The sequence below is a fragment of the Natrinema hispanicum genome (assembly GCF_004217335.1).
GTDB lineage: Archaea > Halobacteriota > Halobacteria > Halobacteriales > Natrialbaceae > Natrinema > Natrinema hispanicum.
In genome coordinates, this window is sequence record NZ_SHMP01000007.1 from 1 (window position 1) to 13,877 (window position 13,877).

Genomic DNA, 13,877 nt, shown 5'->3' on the forward strand with positions numbered 1-13,877 from the left:
GTAAAATTGGAACGAAGTCTGAATTCACGTTGAGGTCCGCTGAATGAGTCGCCGTTGGCGCTCATTCAGCACCGAGTTCGTACCCTTCTGCCCACATGCGTAGCTTCTGGAGGCCTTTCCACATCGTTTCCCATCCTGGAGGAGGATCTGATCCGCGGTCCAGATACCCGCCAAGCTTCGCTACACTCACAGCGTAGGCTTTCCCGTTCTGGTCTTGCAGTTCTGGAAATTTTGTTTCCAGAACTGCGCGCTCTGCTTCGCTCAACAAGACATCAGGTGCAGTCGAGGTCTCTCCCCGAGCAAGCTCTCGTAACTCCAGGACCTTCCAGGCAATCACCGAGTACAGACTTAGCAAGACTTCCATTCGTTCCCAAGTCTGGAGTTGCCGTTCTTCGATGTTACAGCCACTCTTCAGCACTTTGTGCCAGTCTTCGATTCGCCAGCGAAGACCATAATAGTCGATGACAGTCAGCGTCTCGTTAAACTCTTCGACCGATTCAGTGGTGAGTAACACCCACTGAATCGGGTCGTCAGTTTCACCGATCTCATCGACTCGTACGACATTTACTGCCACTGAACCGTCTTGATCAGGATTATTCCGCGGCGCACGCAACTCACAGGTTCCCGTTGCAATCGACAGCTCTGCTGTCCTGGCTTCTCGCCCACTTGCCTGTTGAATCTCGATCGTTTTGCGACCTTGCTCGGCAAGGTCGCTGCTCCAGTCAAAGAGTTTCCCAGATTCATCGTTTTCTGTCCAAATCCGTCGGTTTTGGTTGGCTCGAACGATGAATCCAGCGTTCTCTATCTCTTCGACAACGTCTGTATAGAACGCGAATGCATCTGCTCCTCGATCATGAACAAACAACGGGCGAACATCGTCGGCAAGCCAGTTTCTGGCTTGCCTGTCACCACGAGCCCACTTCTCCTGTTCACTCTCCAACGGAATTGGCTCTGATTTCCCGTTTGTCTCATACTTTTTGTCAGCCTGTTGGTCCTCGATCAGCGCCTGCTGATCGAGGACCCCTGTCATTCGATGTGTTTGTGGATGAATGCCGATCGTTGAGTGGACTTTGACGCCCTCAAGGTCCATCTCAGAGTTACCAATGTCGCCGAGTCCGTCCTTGGATGGATGTCTCGGAAAGACAAGTTCAGTGGTATCGGAGACGATCACGAGTTCGTCTAACTGACTCACTCGTGATCGTTGTGCTTGCTTGTGAGCGGAGAGGATCTCGTTCGGTTCCACATTCTCATTATCGCAAAATCGGTACGTAGCCTTTGTGGAGGCCCAGTCTTCGCAGGCAGTTGGGATGGACTCGGCAGGTGAACTGCCGAGTTCATCCCCAAGTTGCACCAGTCGATCGGTGAGGCGCTTGTCTCCGAGATTAGCTGAGCGAAACTCTGTTCGAATCCAACCTGATACATCCATGTCACACAACTCTCCGTCATCGTCTAAATCAGGCTGCCAACTCCGTGACCCCCGTCCCATTTTCCCGTCTCAATTCGTCAGCTACGGGGTTAGAACTTGTGGGTAAGAGACAGCCGTGAAGATCGAGGTTGCCATGCGAGCCCCAGTTGCGAGACTCGCCGTTCTCGTTATCACGGATCCCTTCGAGATCACCGACTACGATGGTCCCGACACCCCTCTCTACGCACTCCGAAACGATCTGTTTCGAGAGGGTATGGAGGAAGTGGGTTCGACGTTCGGTACGTTTCCGGTCCAACCGAAGGCGCTCGTTCGATCGGCTATCGTCACACTTCGCTTTCTGCTTCCCAAAGTAGTATTCGTCCTCTTTCAGTGCGTTACCGGGGAAGAGGATCGACTCACTCCCGAACGAAAGCGCGGCGATGTTTGAGATACCGAGATCGACCCCCGCAACACCGTCGCCCGGTGGGTCGGGGTCGATTGACTTTCGGCAGATGAACTGAAGCCGCCATTCTTCGTACGTGTAGACGGCCCGGACCTGCTGGATATCCCACTCGGTGAGGTCTACGTCGGGACGGAGCTCGTACTCGCACAGCACGAAGTCCGAACGGTGTTCCTTCAGGTTGCGGCCTTTCGAGAGGCGAACGCGAGTGAACTGTGCATCATGCTTGAAGCCAGCCGCCTTGAACGTCACAGTAGAACGTGGGTGCGAATCGCCGCGTTTGCGGTAGCCGGGCGGTCGGGCACGGCTATCGCCGTCCCGACGCTTTGCGAACCAACCAGTGAACGCTTCAGCGAGTTCTTCGAGAACGCGCTGACTGGATTGAGAATGAAGGTCCGTATAGCGTTCGTGGCCTTTGAGTTCAGCTTTGAGTTCCCCGTCATCGGGGATCTCGCCCGTGTCGTCCCACTGTTCTTGTGCGTAGTAGCGACTGACGTTCCAGAGTTTCGATGCGGCCCATCCGAGTTGATCGAGGTCATCACCAACCTGCTGTGGGTTGGCAATTGACGCCTCGAAGGTTCGGACGGTACGCATCTATTTCTGGCTTCATAACCAGTTATAGTCCCGGAGAAGATGATAGTACCGCTCCAGTAGAGAATATCCGGCCATGCAATAGGCGATGGATTGTTGCATCAAGTGACGGTGCGCATCCACGCCCTCAAGGACGCGGTATTGCGCCTGTTCAGCGTATAACGTGTTCTACAAGAGAGACTGGTTAAGTAGACCGGGAGCCCCATTTTCGAGTTGTAAATGGGGATGGGGAAGAGATTATATCAGATGGAAAATTAAAACTCATGAGTCTTCTCCCCCCGTTTTCGAGTTGTAAAATCCGGGTCGCCTCGGGGCCACACCCAGAGGCACGTTGCCTATCACTGTGAACCGCCTCAGGGTCAAGCCCCGAGGCACTTGCCTTGCTTATCTGTAGAGTCAAGATTAGCTATTGGAACGAAACTTCTTCATTCGTTCTCGAACAACAGAGCTGATAGTTGGGTCTTCGTGAGCTAAATCAGCGAATCGAGAGTCTTCACGGATCGTCTCCATGATCGTTTCCGGGTCTTCGGAAAGAGAGAAGTACATGTGTACTCCTCTGCCACGTCCCCTCCCTCGACGCTCGAAGTCTAACACACCGTACGTACTCTGTTCAGTAACGTGATTCACGAAGGTTTCACGGCTGTATTTCTCTGCATCCATCGTGTCGGCGATAAACTGATACGTCTTAAATGCGGGACCAGCTGGAATCCACTCCAAGTTTTCTTTCGTATAGTGGGCAGTAGCCGCCACGGCATATGTGGAGAGCTTCTTCTGTGTCGAAATCCCGCTAATGTGGCGGAGTTTTCGGTTCTCAGTGTATTTCTCCTGTGCCTTGCGAACATCGGATTCAGTGACTGTATCCGCCCCCCGCCGTTCAGCTAGTTCACCAGCCCATCTGAGAAGGTCAATTGCTTTCCGTGCGTCCCCATGCGTTTGGGAACCGAACGCAGCAACAAGTGGAATGACGTCATCTGAAAGAGACTCCGGCTTGAACGCGTCGCGACGGTATTTGAGGATGCTACGCAGTTGCGTCGCATCATAGTCGTCAAAGAAGATATCATCGGGGTTGTAAGAGCTTTGAGCTCGACTATTGAGATTCTTCATGAAATCTGCATAGTTAGTAATGGTTGTAAGTGAGATCGGACCATCAAAGTCGGCGAGCTTTCGGGCCCGTGAAAGCTGGTAGATGAGAGAATTGTACTCTGCCTCCTGATACGGTCCCTCGAGCAGATCGATCTCATCGAGAATGAATATGACTCCATCGTAATGCTCTCGCATTAGTTCGTACAGGCGTTCGAGTTTTTGATCGGTTGAGACGCCGGTCTGTGGAACACCGGGATCAACACCGAGATCATCAGCGGCGGCTTTGACTAACCGATATACAGCACGATCTGCGGTCTTTGGACCCTCGCAGTTGATCGAAAGAACACCGAACACCTTTCCTTGGGACTCACACAGTTCGACGATCTGTTTACAGACTGCATGAATAATAAGCGATTTTCCTGTTCCCGAGGGACCACTCAGAAGCATATCCGGGATGCCTTCGTCCTGGAGGACAGGTTTAAGATTGTCAACGACTCGAGCCAGCTGGTCATCACGACCGACAATACGGTCCTCGTCAATGATGGTGTCTGAGCGAACAAGATCTTTATTCGCGAAGACACCACCGGACGACTCAGTCTGAAGTCGCTCTCGGATTGAGATACCGCCGCTTTCATCGTTCATTTCACTTAGGGGCGGGTCAGTAGTATCTGAGTCGGCCTCGAAGGTTGTTTGAGTCGTTGAGCTAGAGTTTTCGGGGTCAGTGGAGAGAGATTCACGGGCCTTTTCAGCGGCATGATCATTCGAATCTTCTGTACGTCTCTCTCGTCCCATTATGCCTCCCCTCGGACTCTGGGTATAAAAAAGTAGACCATTGTGGAGTTGTAACCAGCCGGAAACAGGTCCACTACCGACTATAAGGGCGTATTTGTAGAGTTAGCCAAAGACCGTCTTCGAAATCTATCGCCTCCGTTGTCGATTTGTAAGGGACGTGTATTCATCAAAAGGCAAAACAAGTACTCTCGAAACAGTTGGCCATGAACTTCGAACGTAAACCCACCCCGTTTTCGAGTTGTAAGATCCCGTCAGAAGGTCGGTGTGCCTTCTGACCGACCCCATTTTCGAGTTGTAATAGGCGAATCTATTAGTTCATCAAGAAGTCATGAGTAAAACACAATCAGAATAACATGAGCTAATATCTATATTATAGATGTCACATCACACCCCCCGTTTTCGAGTTGTAAACTCCGTAATTGAGTCGGTAGAACAACTTACGCAAGAGATATTCATGATTGATACTAGTGATATCTTATTGATAGAACGGTGCTTGGCCAACGGATTTGTCTCAATCAATCTACCCACTCCCCCCTTTTTCGAGTTGTAAGTCGTTTCGAGAGAGGAGGGGATAAGTAGAGCAAAAGGATCTGATTTAGCAAATAGAAGGATTAGAGTGCCTGAGTTGCTAGTATTCTTAATCTCAAGAACACACAAACGATCCAAGGTTAGAATATCTAATTAATACATTTAGATAGGATCTAAGTCTAGTACGGATTTGGTTGAACAACATTTCACATAAAACTTTGCATTATTAAGAGTATACGAGAAAATTGGTCTCTTAGGAATGCTATCCGGTGAATACGGCAGAATCTCTCTTTCATAGGATATTCTTCGAGGTTTCTCTCCCCCTCTGTATTGAGTTTACAACTCGAAAAAGGGGGGAGAGGGTTTGTAAGTTCTATTTCATCTTCTGAACGGGTGACATGCCGGTTGGCGGATTCCAGCTGTAAGAGTACTTGACGCATATCACTGCGCGTGCTCGAGGACTTGTTAAACATCCACGGGGTGTCAGAGTCCGAGCTGACATCAACACGGCTGCAAACATCGCCGATCGCGTTGATCTCTGTGGAGGGAGTGTTTGTAAACCAGGACGTGATGACTCGCTACATGGTGAAGCACTCTTTGCGGAATTAAAGCCACCGCGAGTTGAGTGCTAGAACTACACCGACAACGCTCGTGGCGTTAGGGCTGAACTCTCTCCGGTCATAAGCCAACTTTCAGCACGTGTTTAAGATAATTGACTAGATAGTATGTTCGGTAATACTGTCTAGTATTACTGACTAGCATTACTATCTTGTCTGGCTACATATTCTACACACGTGAATCAAGGCGGAATTCTTGCGATTGAGATGGATCCGCAAGATGGCACTCTCACCAATCACTTCGGTCAGATTCCACGCGCTCAAGTAACGGCAATCTCGAGAACTCGAAGATCGGCGCAAGACAGCGGGCGTGATGGTCGTAGGATACTGGACGCAATGATGGTTGTTGTGTACTGTTCGGACGTTCTCGCACTTCTAGAGACACTGGACGTATTGGAGTGCGTGTTCTAGTTGATCGAGCAAACACGATATACGACAGAAACCTAGGGTGGGGCTACGGAAATGACGGAAGTAAGCTGCTACGTCTTGAAGGGCGTGGCATTCAGCGTGGACTTTTGTTTAACCGATAAGGGGATAGGCGAATACTCTCCATTTACTCGATTGACCACTTTCCCTGCCAGATTCGGCCAGAGAAGGAGTCCAGAGCGGCAGTAGCTGTGGGAGGATATCAGTTCGAAGCAAAGATATTGGTCGCGACCCAGACAAGGACCTCCTCGCCGTCCTGATTGTGTGCGACCGTCTTATTCCGAACATAGCCACGATCATCGCGGCTCTCCGATGGACGCGTTTCGAGAATCTCGTTCGAAACAGTAAGCGTATCGCCCGCCCGAACCGGGTTCTGCCACCGGAGCTCATCCAGGCCAAGCCCACCCATACTCGCAGCTTCATTGAGGAATTCGTCTGCGAGGAGCCGCATGCAGACGCTGGCAGTGTACCAACCGCTCGCGATTACCCCACCAAAGATGGAGTCCCGAGCAGCCTCCTCGTCAACGTGGATCGGCTGCGGATCATACCGTCGTGCGAACTCCATCATCTCATTCTCTGGGACAGTATAACTACCGAGTTCTCGTCGTTGACCTTTCTCCAGGTCCTCGAAATACAGATCTGCCATTTCCGCTGTACAGTTCTCTTTCCCAATAAAAACTTCTCCGTAATAGTGCCAGCATTCAGAAGCGGCTGATTAGTCTGACTAGTAACACTGGTCAGTATTACTGACCAGCAATACTGTCTTGTCTGGCTAGTATTTTTATATGGGGAGACCATCTGCTTAGCGTGTATGATTCCGTATACAGTCTGGTCCGAGGCGGGTGGCGTCGGAAAGACGACGCTTGCGGCTAACCTCATGCGTGCGCACGCGAATCAAGGAACGAAAGTTCTCGGGATCGATATGGATCCGCAGGATGGCGGCCTAACCAATCACTTCGGTCTCGATGATCTGAAAGCTGATAGCGAGGCTGACAATCTCGTGCTCCATATGGTCGACCGACCACGAGGCGATTTTCATGACCTCATCCAGTCGACTGAAGGCGTCGATCTCGTTCCAAGCCACAATAATCTCGGCAACCTTGCTGATCTCCTCGCGACGGCCAAGGAACTCGAGGACCAGACGAGTCTCGAGGGGGAGTTTGAGAAGGAAAAGCAGCTCCGACGGGTCCTCGTCGACGCTGGTGTCCCATCGGAATACGACGTTATCATCATTGACCCACCAGCGTCTGAGGGACAACACCTGTACAACGCGGTTTACGCAACGTCGAACCTTCTCATCCCCTTCGAACCATCTCCGAAAGGCGAACGGAGTGTTCAGGGCCTCCGTGATGTGGTGAGCGGCCTCGAGACTGAACTCGGAGATATCGACGTCGGTGTTCTCGGTGCCGTCCCGAACAAGGTCAAGGGGACGAACGTGAACCAGAAATATCTCAATGCACTCGAGGAGGAGTCGCTACCGATCGCCCCTGTGTCGATTGGCGAGCGTGGATCGATGCTTGGTGATGCGTGGGACAACCAAGTGTCGATCTACGAACTCGCGGAGAACGATGACTACCGCGATCTTCGCGATTACGAAGAACCGACGCTCGAGAAGTTTGACGAGCTAGCCGAATTCATTGCCGATCAATTTGCGACGACAGAGGTCACAGCATGAAATCTGGTGGCCAAAACCCGTTTGCTGACGAGACTGAGCAGAGTGACCAACCAGAGGAACAGGAAGAAGAAGTCAGTACTACTGGCCAGTCAGAGGAACAGGAAAAGGTAGTCAGTAACACTGGTAATACTGATCAGTCTGACCAAGCTGGTGGGCAAAAAGATACAGTCAGTAATACTGGACAGACTGACCAGGTCGATCTGGAAGAAAACCCGGCGCAGTCTGGAAGTAATACCAGTCAGTTTGACCGATCAGACTTACCACGAATAGTTGTTAGAGACTCAGTCAAAGAAGACCGTGATGGGGGTGTGCACCAACTGTTCGTCTACCAGGATACCGAGGATAAAGAGAAACAGGCACGCCGTGATCTTGAGGACCGATTTGACGATGATCTCTACAAGCTCGATGCTCGAGAAGCGATATACCTCGCCGGGATGCAAAATTTAGACGACGCCGAGGATATTCTCCGCGAGTGGGGTATGGACTTCTAACGCTTTCTTTTCCTTAGACCGGCCAATCCGAAAGCTGACTGTGATGTGACTTGAGCATACCGTCATCGTGTCGCAACACCGATGAGGATCCCCCTTGTCAGAAGTGGCGTATCGAAGTTGGCAATCCCGATTACAGCAAGGCAGAATGTGAGGACGCCAGCAGTATCGACTGGACTTGCAACTATTCCTCGAGAGGAAGAAGACCTGACGCCATCGGGAAGTAATACTGGCCAGTTAAACTGATCAGTATTACCCAAAACACTGTTAGGGTCTCTGTCAAAGAAGGCCGTGATGGGGCGTGCATCAACTGTTCGTCTACCAAGATACCGTGGACAAAGAGAAACGGACATGCCTCGATTTCGAGCAGCGATCGTGACTACTACTCCTCGTACGCGAGGTTCATGATCCATTGCGAGAAGGCGTCGCTGTTAGGATCAATCTCTTCCTCGCCGACAAACGGCGAGAGCATATCGCCGGCCATCAGCAGTCTGAAATCGAGGTCTCGTGCGGTCGGCGAGATGAAGTAGGTGTTGTGGCCCTTGTAAACGGTTTCCTCTCGATCGACCAGTTCCTTTTCAACGAGCGATTCGACGATCCGGCTGCCCTTGCGCGAGGAGAATTCCAGTTCCTTCCAGAAATCGCTCTGGTGGATGCCGCCGGACTCGCGGATGAGCTCGAGACCCGCTCGCTCGTCCTCGTTGAGTTCGGCTTCGGCCGTGGAACTGCTCATGATGGCCACCTCGCCGTGTGTACTGTTATAAGCAGGAGCGTATCCATACTACATTCAAGACAAGGTGGCCCGTTAAAAAGTGCCTTTCGTCGACTGTCGATTCGACCACGGTGCCGTCGTCCTCGAGTCCGCCGCCGTCTTGCTGGATGAAAGGGGTGTCATAGAAGTCTGCTCAGGCTGTTGATTCCTCCCAAGCATATGGTGAACTGGTTTTGAAGAATAGAGCGATCATTTCGAGCTATTCAAACTGGTCGCGGTCGTATCTCCTATATGGATAACGACGAGTCTCACGATCACGTCCTTCCAGGAAGTGATGAGGAACTCGACACGCCGGACGTTCGTGGCTACGACTTCCGTGGTGAGTTCGATTTTTACGAGATGCTCGACGCATACGCGACGACGGGTTTCCAAGCGACGCAACTCGCAGAAGCCATCGATATCGCGGAGCGTATGCAGGACGAAGACGCGACGATCTATCTCACGTTCACCTCGAATATCATCTCATCGGGGCTACGTGAGACCGTCGCGTATCTCGTCCGAGAAGGCTACGTCGATGTACTCATTACCACGTCTGGGTCGCTGACCGAGGACGTTATCAAGACGGCGAAACCGTTCAAGATGGGTGAATGGGACGCAGACGAGGAAGCGCTCCGGGAACGAGGAATTAATCGGCTAGGGAATATCTTTGTTCCGTCCGACCGATATGTCTGGTTAGAGGAATACCTGTACGACTTCTTCGACGACTTCTTCGCTGAGGAGAAGATCAGAACGCCCACAGAGTTTGCACGGGAACTGGGCGAGACGCTCGACGACGAAGACTCAGTGTTGAAACAAGCTGCGGACAACGATGTGCCGGTGTACTGTCCGGCGCTGACGGACGCTGAGGTGGGCAATTTCCTCTACTACTACCGTCAGGGTTATGATTCGGACGTCGGAATTGAGATCCTTGACGACTATGATTCACTCATCGAAGACGGATTACTGGCCGACAAAACGGGACTCATTGCAGTCGGTGGAGGCGTACCGAAGCATCACGCGATAATGACGAACCTCTTCCGAGGGGGTGCGGACTATGTGGTCTATATTTCGACAGGAATGGAAGGAGACGGATCACTATCGGGAGCGCCGCCAAATGAGGCCGTCTCTTGGGGTAAAATCAAGGAAGAACGAACGAATTACACACAGATTGAGGCGGAAGCAACTCTCGTCTTCCCGCTACTTGTCGCTAGCGCGTTTCAAAATTAATATCGGATTCGCAAAACCTAACCGAGTGTTCGGACGGTGAGCCTGTCTGGGTTGGTGGGTGCAGTAAACCGCCCATCCTCGTCCCGAAAAATCTCTTTGCGTGGAGTGCTATTGGCATAGGCTGAGGGAATTACGAAAACCGTGGGGCACCCGATCCGGGGTCGTTTACAGGCGGCCGAGGCGAATGCCCCGGGCTTGACCCCGAGGCGATTTATGTGAGTCCGATGCCCTCAGCAATCAGTTCGTGCGAACGGAGCGCATCGTTGTGGGTTGCATGGATGTGTTGGATCATCACCTCGTCAACGCCGACACGTTCCGTGAGTTGTTCAAGAAGTGATGAAATCGTCTCTGGGCTCCCGGAAATCGCTCGTGGCCATTCATCAACAGTGAGTGTTGCGGGCGTTGGCTCTGGAACTCCACCGAGTTCGTCGATAGCCTCTTCAATAGACGGTCTCGTGCCGACAACCCCGCGTTGCATACGCTGATATGACGCCTCCGCCACGGCTCGGAGCCGTGCGGCCTCCTCATCGGTCTCTGCACAGACTGCGTTCACAGCGATCATACCTTGTGGCTTGTCGATACTACCGGCAAGTGACGAAGACTGGAACTGTTCGCGGTACGTCTCGAACGAGTGGGTTACGAACTGTGGTCGAATGAACGCCGCAAAGCAGTATGGGAGCCCGAGTTCAGCTGCGATCGCAGCGCTTGATGGACTTGACCCGAGCACCCATGGCGTGGGGATATCCTCGTCCGAGTACGGTATCTGCAGGTCGCTATAGGGATGTCCGTCGGGGTAGTCGTCATAGAGATGATTGATGACGGCTTCAATCTTCTCTGCATGATCTTCATCGGGATTCTGGATGTGTCGGTCTGTTCCGAGAGCTTGATCTGCCGCAGGCGACCCATTAGCCCGGCCAAGGCCCGCGTCAATACGACCTGGTGCGAGTGAATTGAGTACGCCGAACTGTTCGGCGACTTTGAACGGGCTGTAGTGGTTGAGTAGCACTGCTCCTGATCCGAGTCGAATCGATTCTGTTTCAGCGGCGAGGTGTCCGAGCAGCACTTCGGGCGTCGTCCCAGCAATAGTGTCTGCCATGCCATGATGTTCGGCTACCCAGAACCGAGAGTATCCGAGCTTCTCAGCCTGTTGAGCGGCCTCAACGGTGTTTGCGTATGCGTCACTCGCGGTCCCGTCGTTCGGAACGGGAGACAAATCGACAACAGAGAGATCCATACCTTGATTCAGGGATTGCAGGAGTTAACGGTTTGGTTAGTGCTTATCTTTCTCGATGATAATATCGAAGCTGGTGTGGGGATTCTTTAGGCAGAAGTTTCCGAATGAGTCGCTTATACCTCGCTCTTGCGACCTCGATGAGAAGACTTTTGCACTAACTGAGTAATTAGCTTGTATGTCAGCGACACTCCTCATCCTGTTTGAAGAGCCACTAGCGAACAGGTATACTCGATTAAACATGGGGCACACAGATGCTCTGGCCGCGTCCACGTAGATAGCCTCGTCTCTATGAGTGACCGATCCCGACTTTCGCTTGTCGTCTGGAGCGTCCTCGTCTCGCAGGTGTTTCTCTATCCGGGGCTTGATGAAACGGTCTCGGCACTGGGTGGCAGTGAGAGCATTCTCGCCGGAACGTGGTTTCTAGTCGCTGAGTTCGGCGCATTTGTTTTGTGTGCCGTTTTGTGGGGTGTTGCCAGTGATTCTCTCGGGTCTCGAACACCGCTGGTCGTCCTGGGCGCGACGGGCGGTGCTGTAAGTTACCTGGCGGTTGCGCTCGCTCCGCATGTTAGCCTCGGATTCGGTGTTGTGTTGCTATTGCGAGTCGTCGGTGGTGCGTTTACCATTGGTGCGTTCTCGCTGTCGATCACAATGCTAATGGACCTCTCAGGTGGACACGGCCGAAACATGGGTGCAGCAGGGACGGCCATCGGACTCGGTGCGGCACTCGGCTCGGTCGTTGGTGGGCAACTCACCACGGTTGATCCGCTTGCGCCACTATACGGGGGTGCAATACTCCTCGGTGGTTCGGCTGCCCTCGCTGCGACGATTCCCGACGGGAGTGCCGGTGGTGGGCTCCCTGTCGATACAGTCGTCGATCGAGTCCGATCGTACCCGACCTTACTCGTGCCGTTCGCATTCGGATACATTGATCGCTTGACTGCGGGATTCTTTGCGTTAACCGGTGTTGCGTACTTCAGAGACACATTCGATATCGATGCTGCGACAGCAGGGTTCACGCTTGCGTTGTTCTTCGTTCCGTTTGCAGTGTTACAGTATCCAGTCGGATCGCTCTCGGATCGAATCGGGCGATTCCTGCCAGTCGTTGTCGGATCACTACTATATGGAGTGACGATCATCGCCGTCGTACTTTCGCCTACTTACGTGGCCGCAGCAATTCTGATGGTATTCGTCGGTGTCTGTGGGGCGCTTGTCTCACCAACGACAATGGCACTTGTCACTGATATCGTACCGGCGACGGAGCGTGGTGCAGCAATGGGCGGATTCAATGTGTTCGGTAGTCTCGGGATGTTGAGCGGATTTCTCATCGGTGGAACCGTTACAGAGCTGTACGGCTACCTACCGGCATTTCTCGTAGCTGGTGGACTAGAGGTCGCGATTGCAGCGCTCGCGTTTCAGCCCGTTCGGCGGATCACGGGTTCTGACACAAGACTGTCACATGGGCTGGGTGACAATTGAAGATGACTGGCGAATGCCGACAAGAGAAGGCTTATACTTACTAACCGATTAGTTAGAGACATGGCTCAGTCCACATCGCAGAAACGACCGTGGCTCGCGATGCTACTCGCGATGCTCGCTACCGGGCTCGGTCACCTTTACCTTCGGCGGTGGCGTCGCGCGCTCGGATGGCTCGCTGCCTCGTTCGTCGTGACCGCACTGTTCGTCGATCCGACTGCGCTCGACGCGTTTGTGACCGGCAACAGTGGCCTCGAGGAGGCGTTGGTTGTCGCACCGCTGTTCCTCGTTATCGGCCTCAGCACCCTGGACGCGTACCTGCTCGCGCGCTCTCAGCGTGTTCCAAGCGCGGTCGATCCTGCCGCAGCGGAGTCAACTTCCTGTCCTCATTGCGGAAAGGAACTCGATTCCGCCCTCGAGTTCTGCCAGTGGTGTACGAAGCCGATCGAAGACGTCGATCAGGAGCGACTTGAGGAAAGAGACGGTCGATAACAATCATTCTACGGACTTCTGACTGGTACTCAGTCGTCAGCGACTAGAGCGGCGGTCACGTACTCTGCTGCGGTTTGTCTCGCTGTCTCGAGCGAATCTTCTTCGTCGAACACAACCGCTCGTGTCCGCGCGCCATCGACGATTATCATGAGTGCCTGGGCCACGTGGTCGGTGTCGACATCGTCGAACACGCCTGTCTTGATCCCTTGGTCGATCACCGTGCGGAGCAGGTACTGAACGTACTCGTCGTTTTGCTGAAACCGCTCGCGGAATTGGTCGTTGTACGGCACTTGACTCCGCATCTCTAGTATAGCGACGAGAAGGTCTTGATGGTCCCTGGGATCGACGAGCAGTTTGTCGAGTAGCAACTCGAGTCGCTGCTCGGGATCTGTCGTCTCGACCTCGTGAACCGTGTCCTTGAACTGATCGAGAATAAAATCCAAAAATGCTGTCAGCAGATCGTCCTTCGTGTCGTAGTGGTAGTGGATCGCAGCGGTTGACTTCCCGTATTCATCGGCGATACGCTTGATCGTGAGATCGGCGTATCCGTGCTCACGAAGTGCGCGGTACGTCGCGCGCATGATCTCTTCGTGTGGGTCGGGGTCGGCCTCTGTCGGCGTATCGGCCATCGTACG

At 52.9% G+C, this 13,877-nt stretch carries 11 protein-coding genes and 1 pseudogene; 5 read left to right on the forward strand and 7 right to left on the reverse strand.

Going from position 1 to position 13,877, the window contains the following annotated elements; genetic code table 11:
* Positions 1 to 61: 61 nt before the first annotated feature.
* The 4 genes and pseudogenes from BDK88_RS16480 to BDK88_RS16495 all read right to left on the reverse strand — a co-directional run bounded on the left by BDK88_RS16480 (position 62) and on the right by BDK88_RS16495 (position 6,548).
* The gene (locus BDK88_RS16480) at positions 62 to 1,486 is read right to left on the reverse strand and encodes an IS4 family transposase (protein ID WP_092930581.1); all 1,425 of its coding nucleotides are present in this window, start codon (positions 1,484 to 1,486) and stop codon (positions 62 to 64) included.
* A gap of 52 nt (positions 1,487 to 1,538) precedes the next feature.
* Positions 1,539 to 2,459, reverse strand: a pseudogene (locus tag BDK88_RS16485) (RNA-guided endonuclease InsQ/TnpB family protein); the annotation flags it as partial.
* A gap of 399 nt (positions 2,460 to 2,858) precedes the next feature.
* Positions 2,859 to 4,331 (reverse strand): Cdc6/Cdc18 family protein, encoded by a 1,473-nt coding sequence (locus BDK88_RS16490; protein WP_130501394.1) that lies wholly within the window; start codon positions 4,329 to 4,331, stop codon positions 2,859 to 2,861.
* Positions 4,332 to 6,104: 1,773 nt separating this feature from the next.
* Positions 6,105 to 6,548 (reverse strand): MaoC family dehydratase, encoded by a 444-nt coding sequence (locus BDK88_RS16495; RefSeq protein ID WP_092935432.1) that lies wholly within the window; start codon positions 6,546 to 6,548, stop codon positions 6,105 to 6,107.
* A 165-nt stretch (positions 6,549 to 6,713) separates the two neighbouring features.
* Between BDK88_RS16495 and BDK88_RS16500 the strand changes: the two genes are divergently transcribed.
* Positions 6,714 to 7,577, forward strand: coding sequence for a ParA family protein (locus tag BDK88_RS16500; RefSeq protein ID WP_092935434.1), 864 nt, complete (start codon positions 6,714 to 6,716; stop codon positions 7,575 to 7,577).
* Positions 7,574 to 8,068, forward strand: coding sequence for a hypothetical protein (locus tag BDK88_RS16505; protein WP_092935436.1), 495 nt, complete (start codon positions 7,574 to 7,576; stop codon positions 8,066 to 8,068). Before BDK88_RS16500 ends, BDK88_RS16505 begins: the two co-directional genes overlap by 4 nt.
* A 379-nt stretch (positions 8,069 to 8,447) precedes the next feature.
* On the opposite strand, the gene BDK88_RS16510 is transcribed toward BDK88_RS16505, so the two are convergent.
* Positions 8,448 to 8,798, reverse strand: coding sequence for a helix-turn-helix transcriptional regulator (locus tag BDK88_RS16510; protein ID WP_092935438.1), 351 nt, complete (start codon positions 8,796 to 8,798; stop codon positions 8,448 to 8,450).
* A gap of 270 nt (positions 8,799 to 9,068) precedes the next feature.
* Here BDK88_RS16510 and BDK88_RS16515 point away from each other — a divergent pair, with 270 nt between their 5' ends.
* Entirely contained in the window at positions 9,069 to 10,043 is a 975-nt protein-coding gene (locus tag BDK88_RS16515) for a deoxyhypusine synthase (protein ID WP_130501395.1), read from the forward strand.
* A 211-nt stretch (positions 10,044 to 10,254) separates the two neighbouring features.
* Here BDK88_RS16515 and BDK88_RS16520 read toward each other — a convergent pair whose 3' ends face one another.
* Positions 10,255 to 11,277, reverse strand: coding sequence for an LLM class flavin-dependent oxidoreductase (locus BDK88_RS16520; RefSeq protein ID WP_130501396.1), 1,023 nt, complete (start codon positions 11,275 to 11,277; stop codon positions 10,255 to 10,257).
* 288 nt (positions 11,278 to 11,565) lie between these two features.
* On the opposite strand from BDK88_RS16520, the gene BDK88_RS16525 reads away from it, so the two are divergent.
* Both BDK88_RS16525 and BDK88_RS16530 read left to right on the forward strand, forming a co-directional pair.
* On the forward strand, positions 11,566 to 12,753 hold the full coding sequence (locus BDK88_RS16525) for an MFS transporter (protein ID WP_130501397.1): 1,188 nt from the start codon (positions 11,566 to 11,568) through the stop codon (positions 12,751 to 12,753).
* A gap of 60 nt (positions 12,754 to 12,813) precedes the next feature.
* Complete coding sequence (locus tag BDK88_RS16530; protein WP_130501398.1) at positions 12,814 to 13,242, forward strand: DUF7575 domain-containing protein; 429 nt, start codon at positions 12,814 to 12,816, stop codon at positions 13,240 to 13,242.
* Positions 13,243 to 13,271: 29 nt separating this feature from the next.
* Here BDK88_RS16530 and BDK88_RS16535 read toward each other — a convergent pair whose 3' ends face one another.
* The gene (locus BDK88_RS16535) at positions 13,272 to 13,871 is read right to left on the reverse strand and encodes a TetR/AcrR family transcriptional regulator (RefSeq protein WP_092935448.1); all 600 of its coding nucleotides are present in this window, start codon (positions 13,869 to 13,871) and stop codon (positions 13,272 to 13,274) included.
* Between the last annotated feature and the right edge of the window lie 6 nt (positions 13,872 to 13,877).

Bases quoted from the DNA above. Each gene is read 5' to 3' on its own strand.
- BDK88_RS16480 (WP_092930581.1), bottom strand. From the start codon at position 1,486: ATGGGACGGGGGTCACGGAGTTGGCAGCCTGATTTAGACGATGACGGA.
- BDK88_RS16490 (WP_130501394.1), bottom strand. From the start codon at position 4,331: ATGGGACGAGAGAGACGTACAGAAGATTCGAATGATCATGCCGCTGAA.
- BDK88_RS16495 (WP_092935432.1), bottom strand. From the start codon at position 6,548: ATGGCAGATCTGTATTTCGAGGACCTGGAGAAAGGTCAACGACGAGAA.
- BDK88_RS16500 (WP_092935434.1), top strand. From the start codon at position 6,714: ATGATTCCGTATACAGTCTGGTCCGAGGCGGGTGGCGTCGGAAAGACG.
- BDK88_RS16505 (WP_092935436.1), top strand. From the start codon at position 7,574: ATGAAATCTGGTGGCCAAAACCCGTTTGCTGACGAGACTGAGCAGAGT.
- BDK88_RS16510 (WP_092935438.1), bottom strand. From the start codon at position 8,798: ATGAGCAGTTCCACGGCCGAAGCCGAACTCAACGAGGACGAGCGAGCG.
- BDK88_RS16515 (WP_130501395.1), top strand. From the start codon at position 9,069: ATGGATAACGACGAGTCTCACGATCACGTCCTTCCAGGAAGTGATGAG.
- BDK88_RS16520 (WP_130501396.1), bottom strand. From the start codon at position 11,277: ATGGATCTCTCTGTTGTCGATTTGTCTCCCGTTCCGAACGACGGGACC.
- BDK88_RS16525 (WP_130501397.1), top strand. From the start codon at position 11,566: ATGAGTGACCGATCCCGACTTTCGCTTGTCGTCTGGAGCGTCCTCGTC.
- BDK88_RS16530 (WP_130501398.1), top strand. From the start codon at position 12,814: ATGGCTCAGTCCACATCGCAGAAACGACCGTGGCTCGCGATGCTACTC.
- BDK88_RS16535 (WP_092935448.1), bottom strand. From the start codon at position 13,871: ATGGCCGATACGCCGACAGAGGCCGACCCCGACCCACACGAAGAGATC.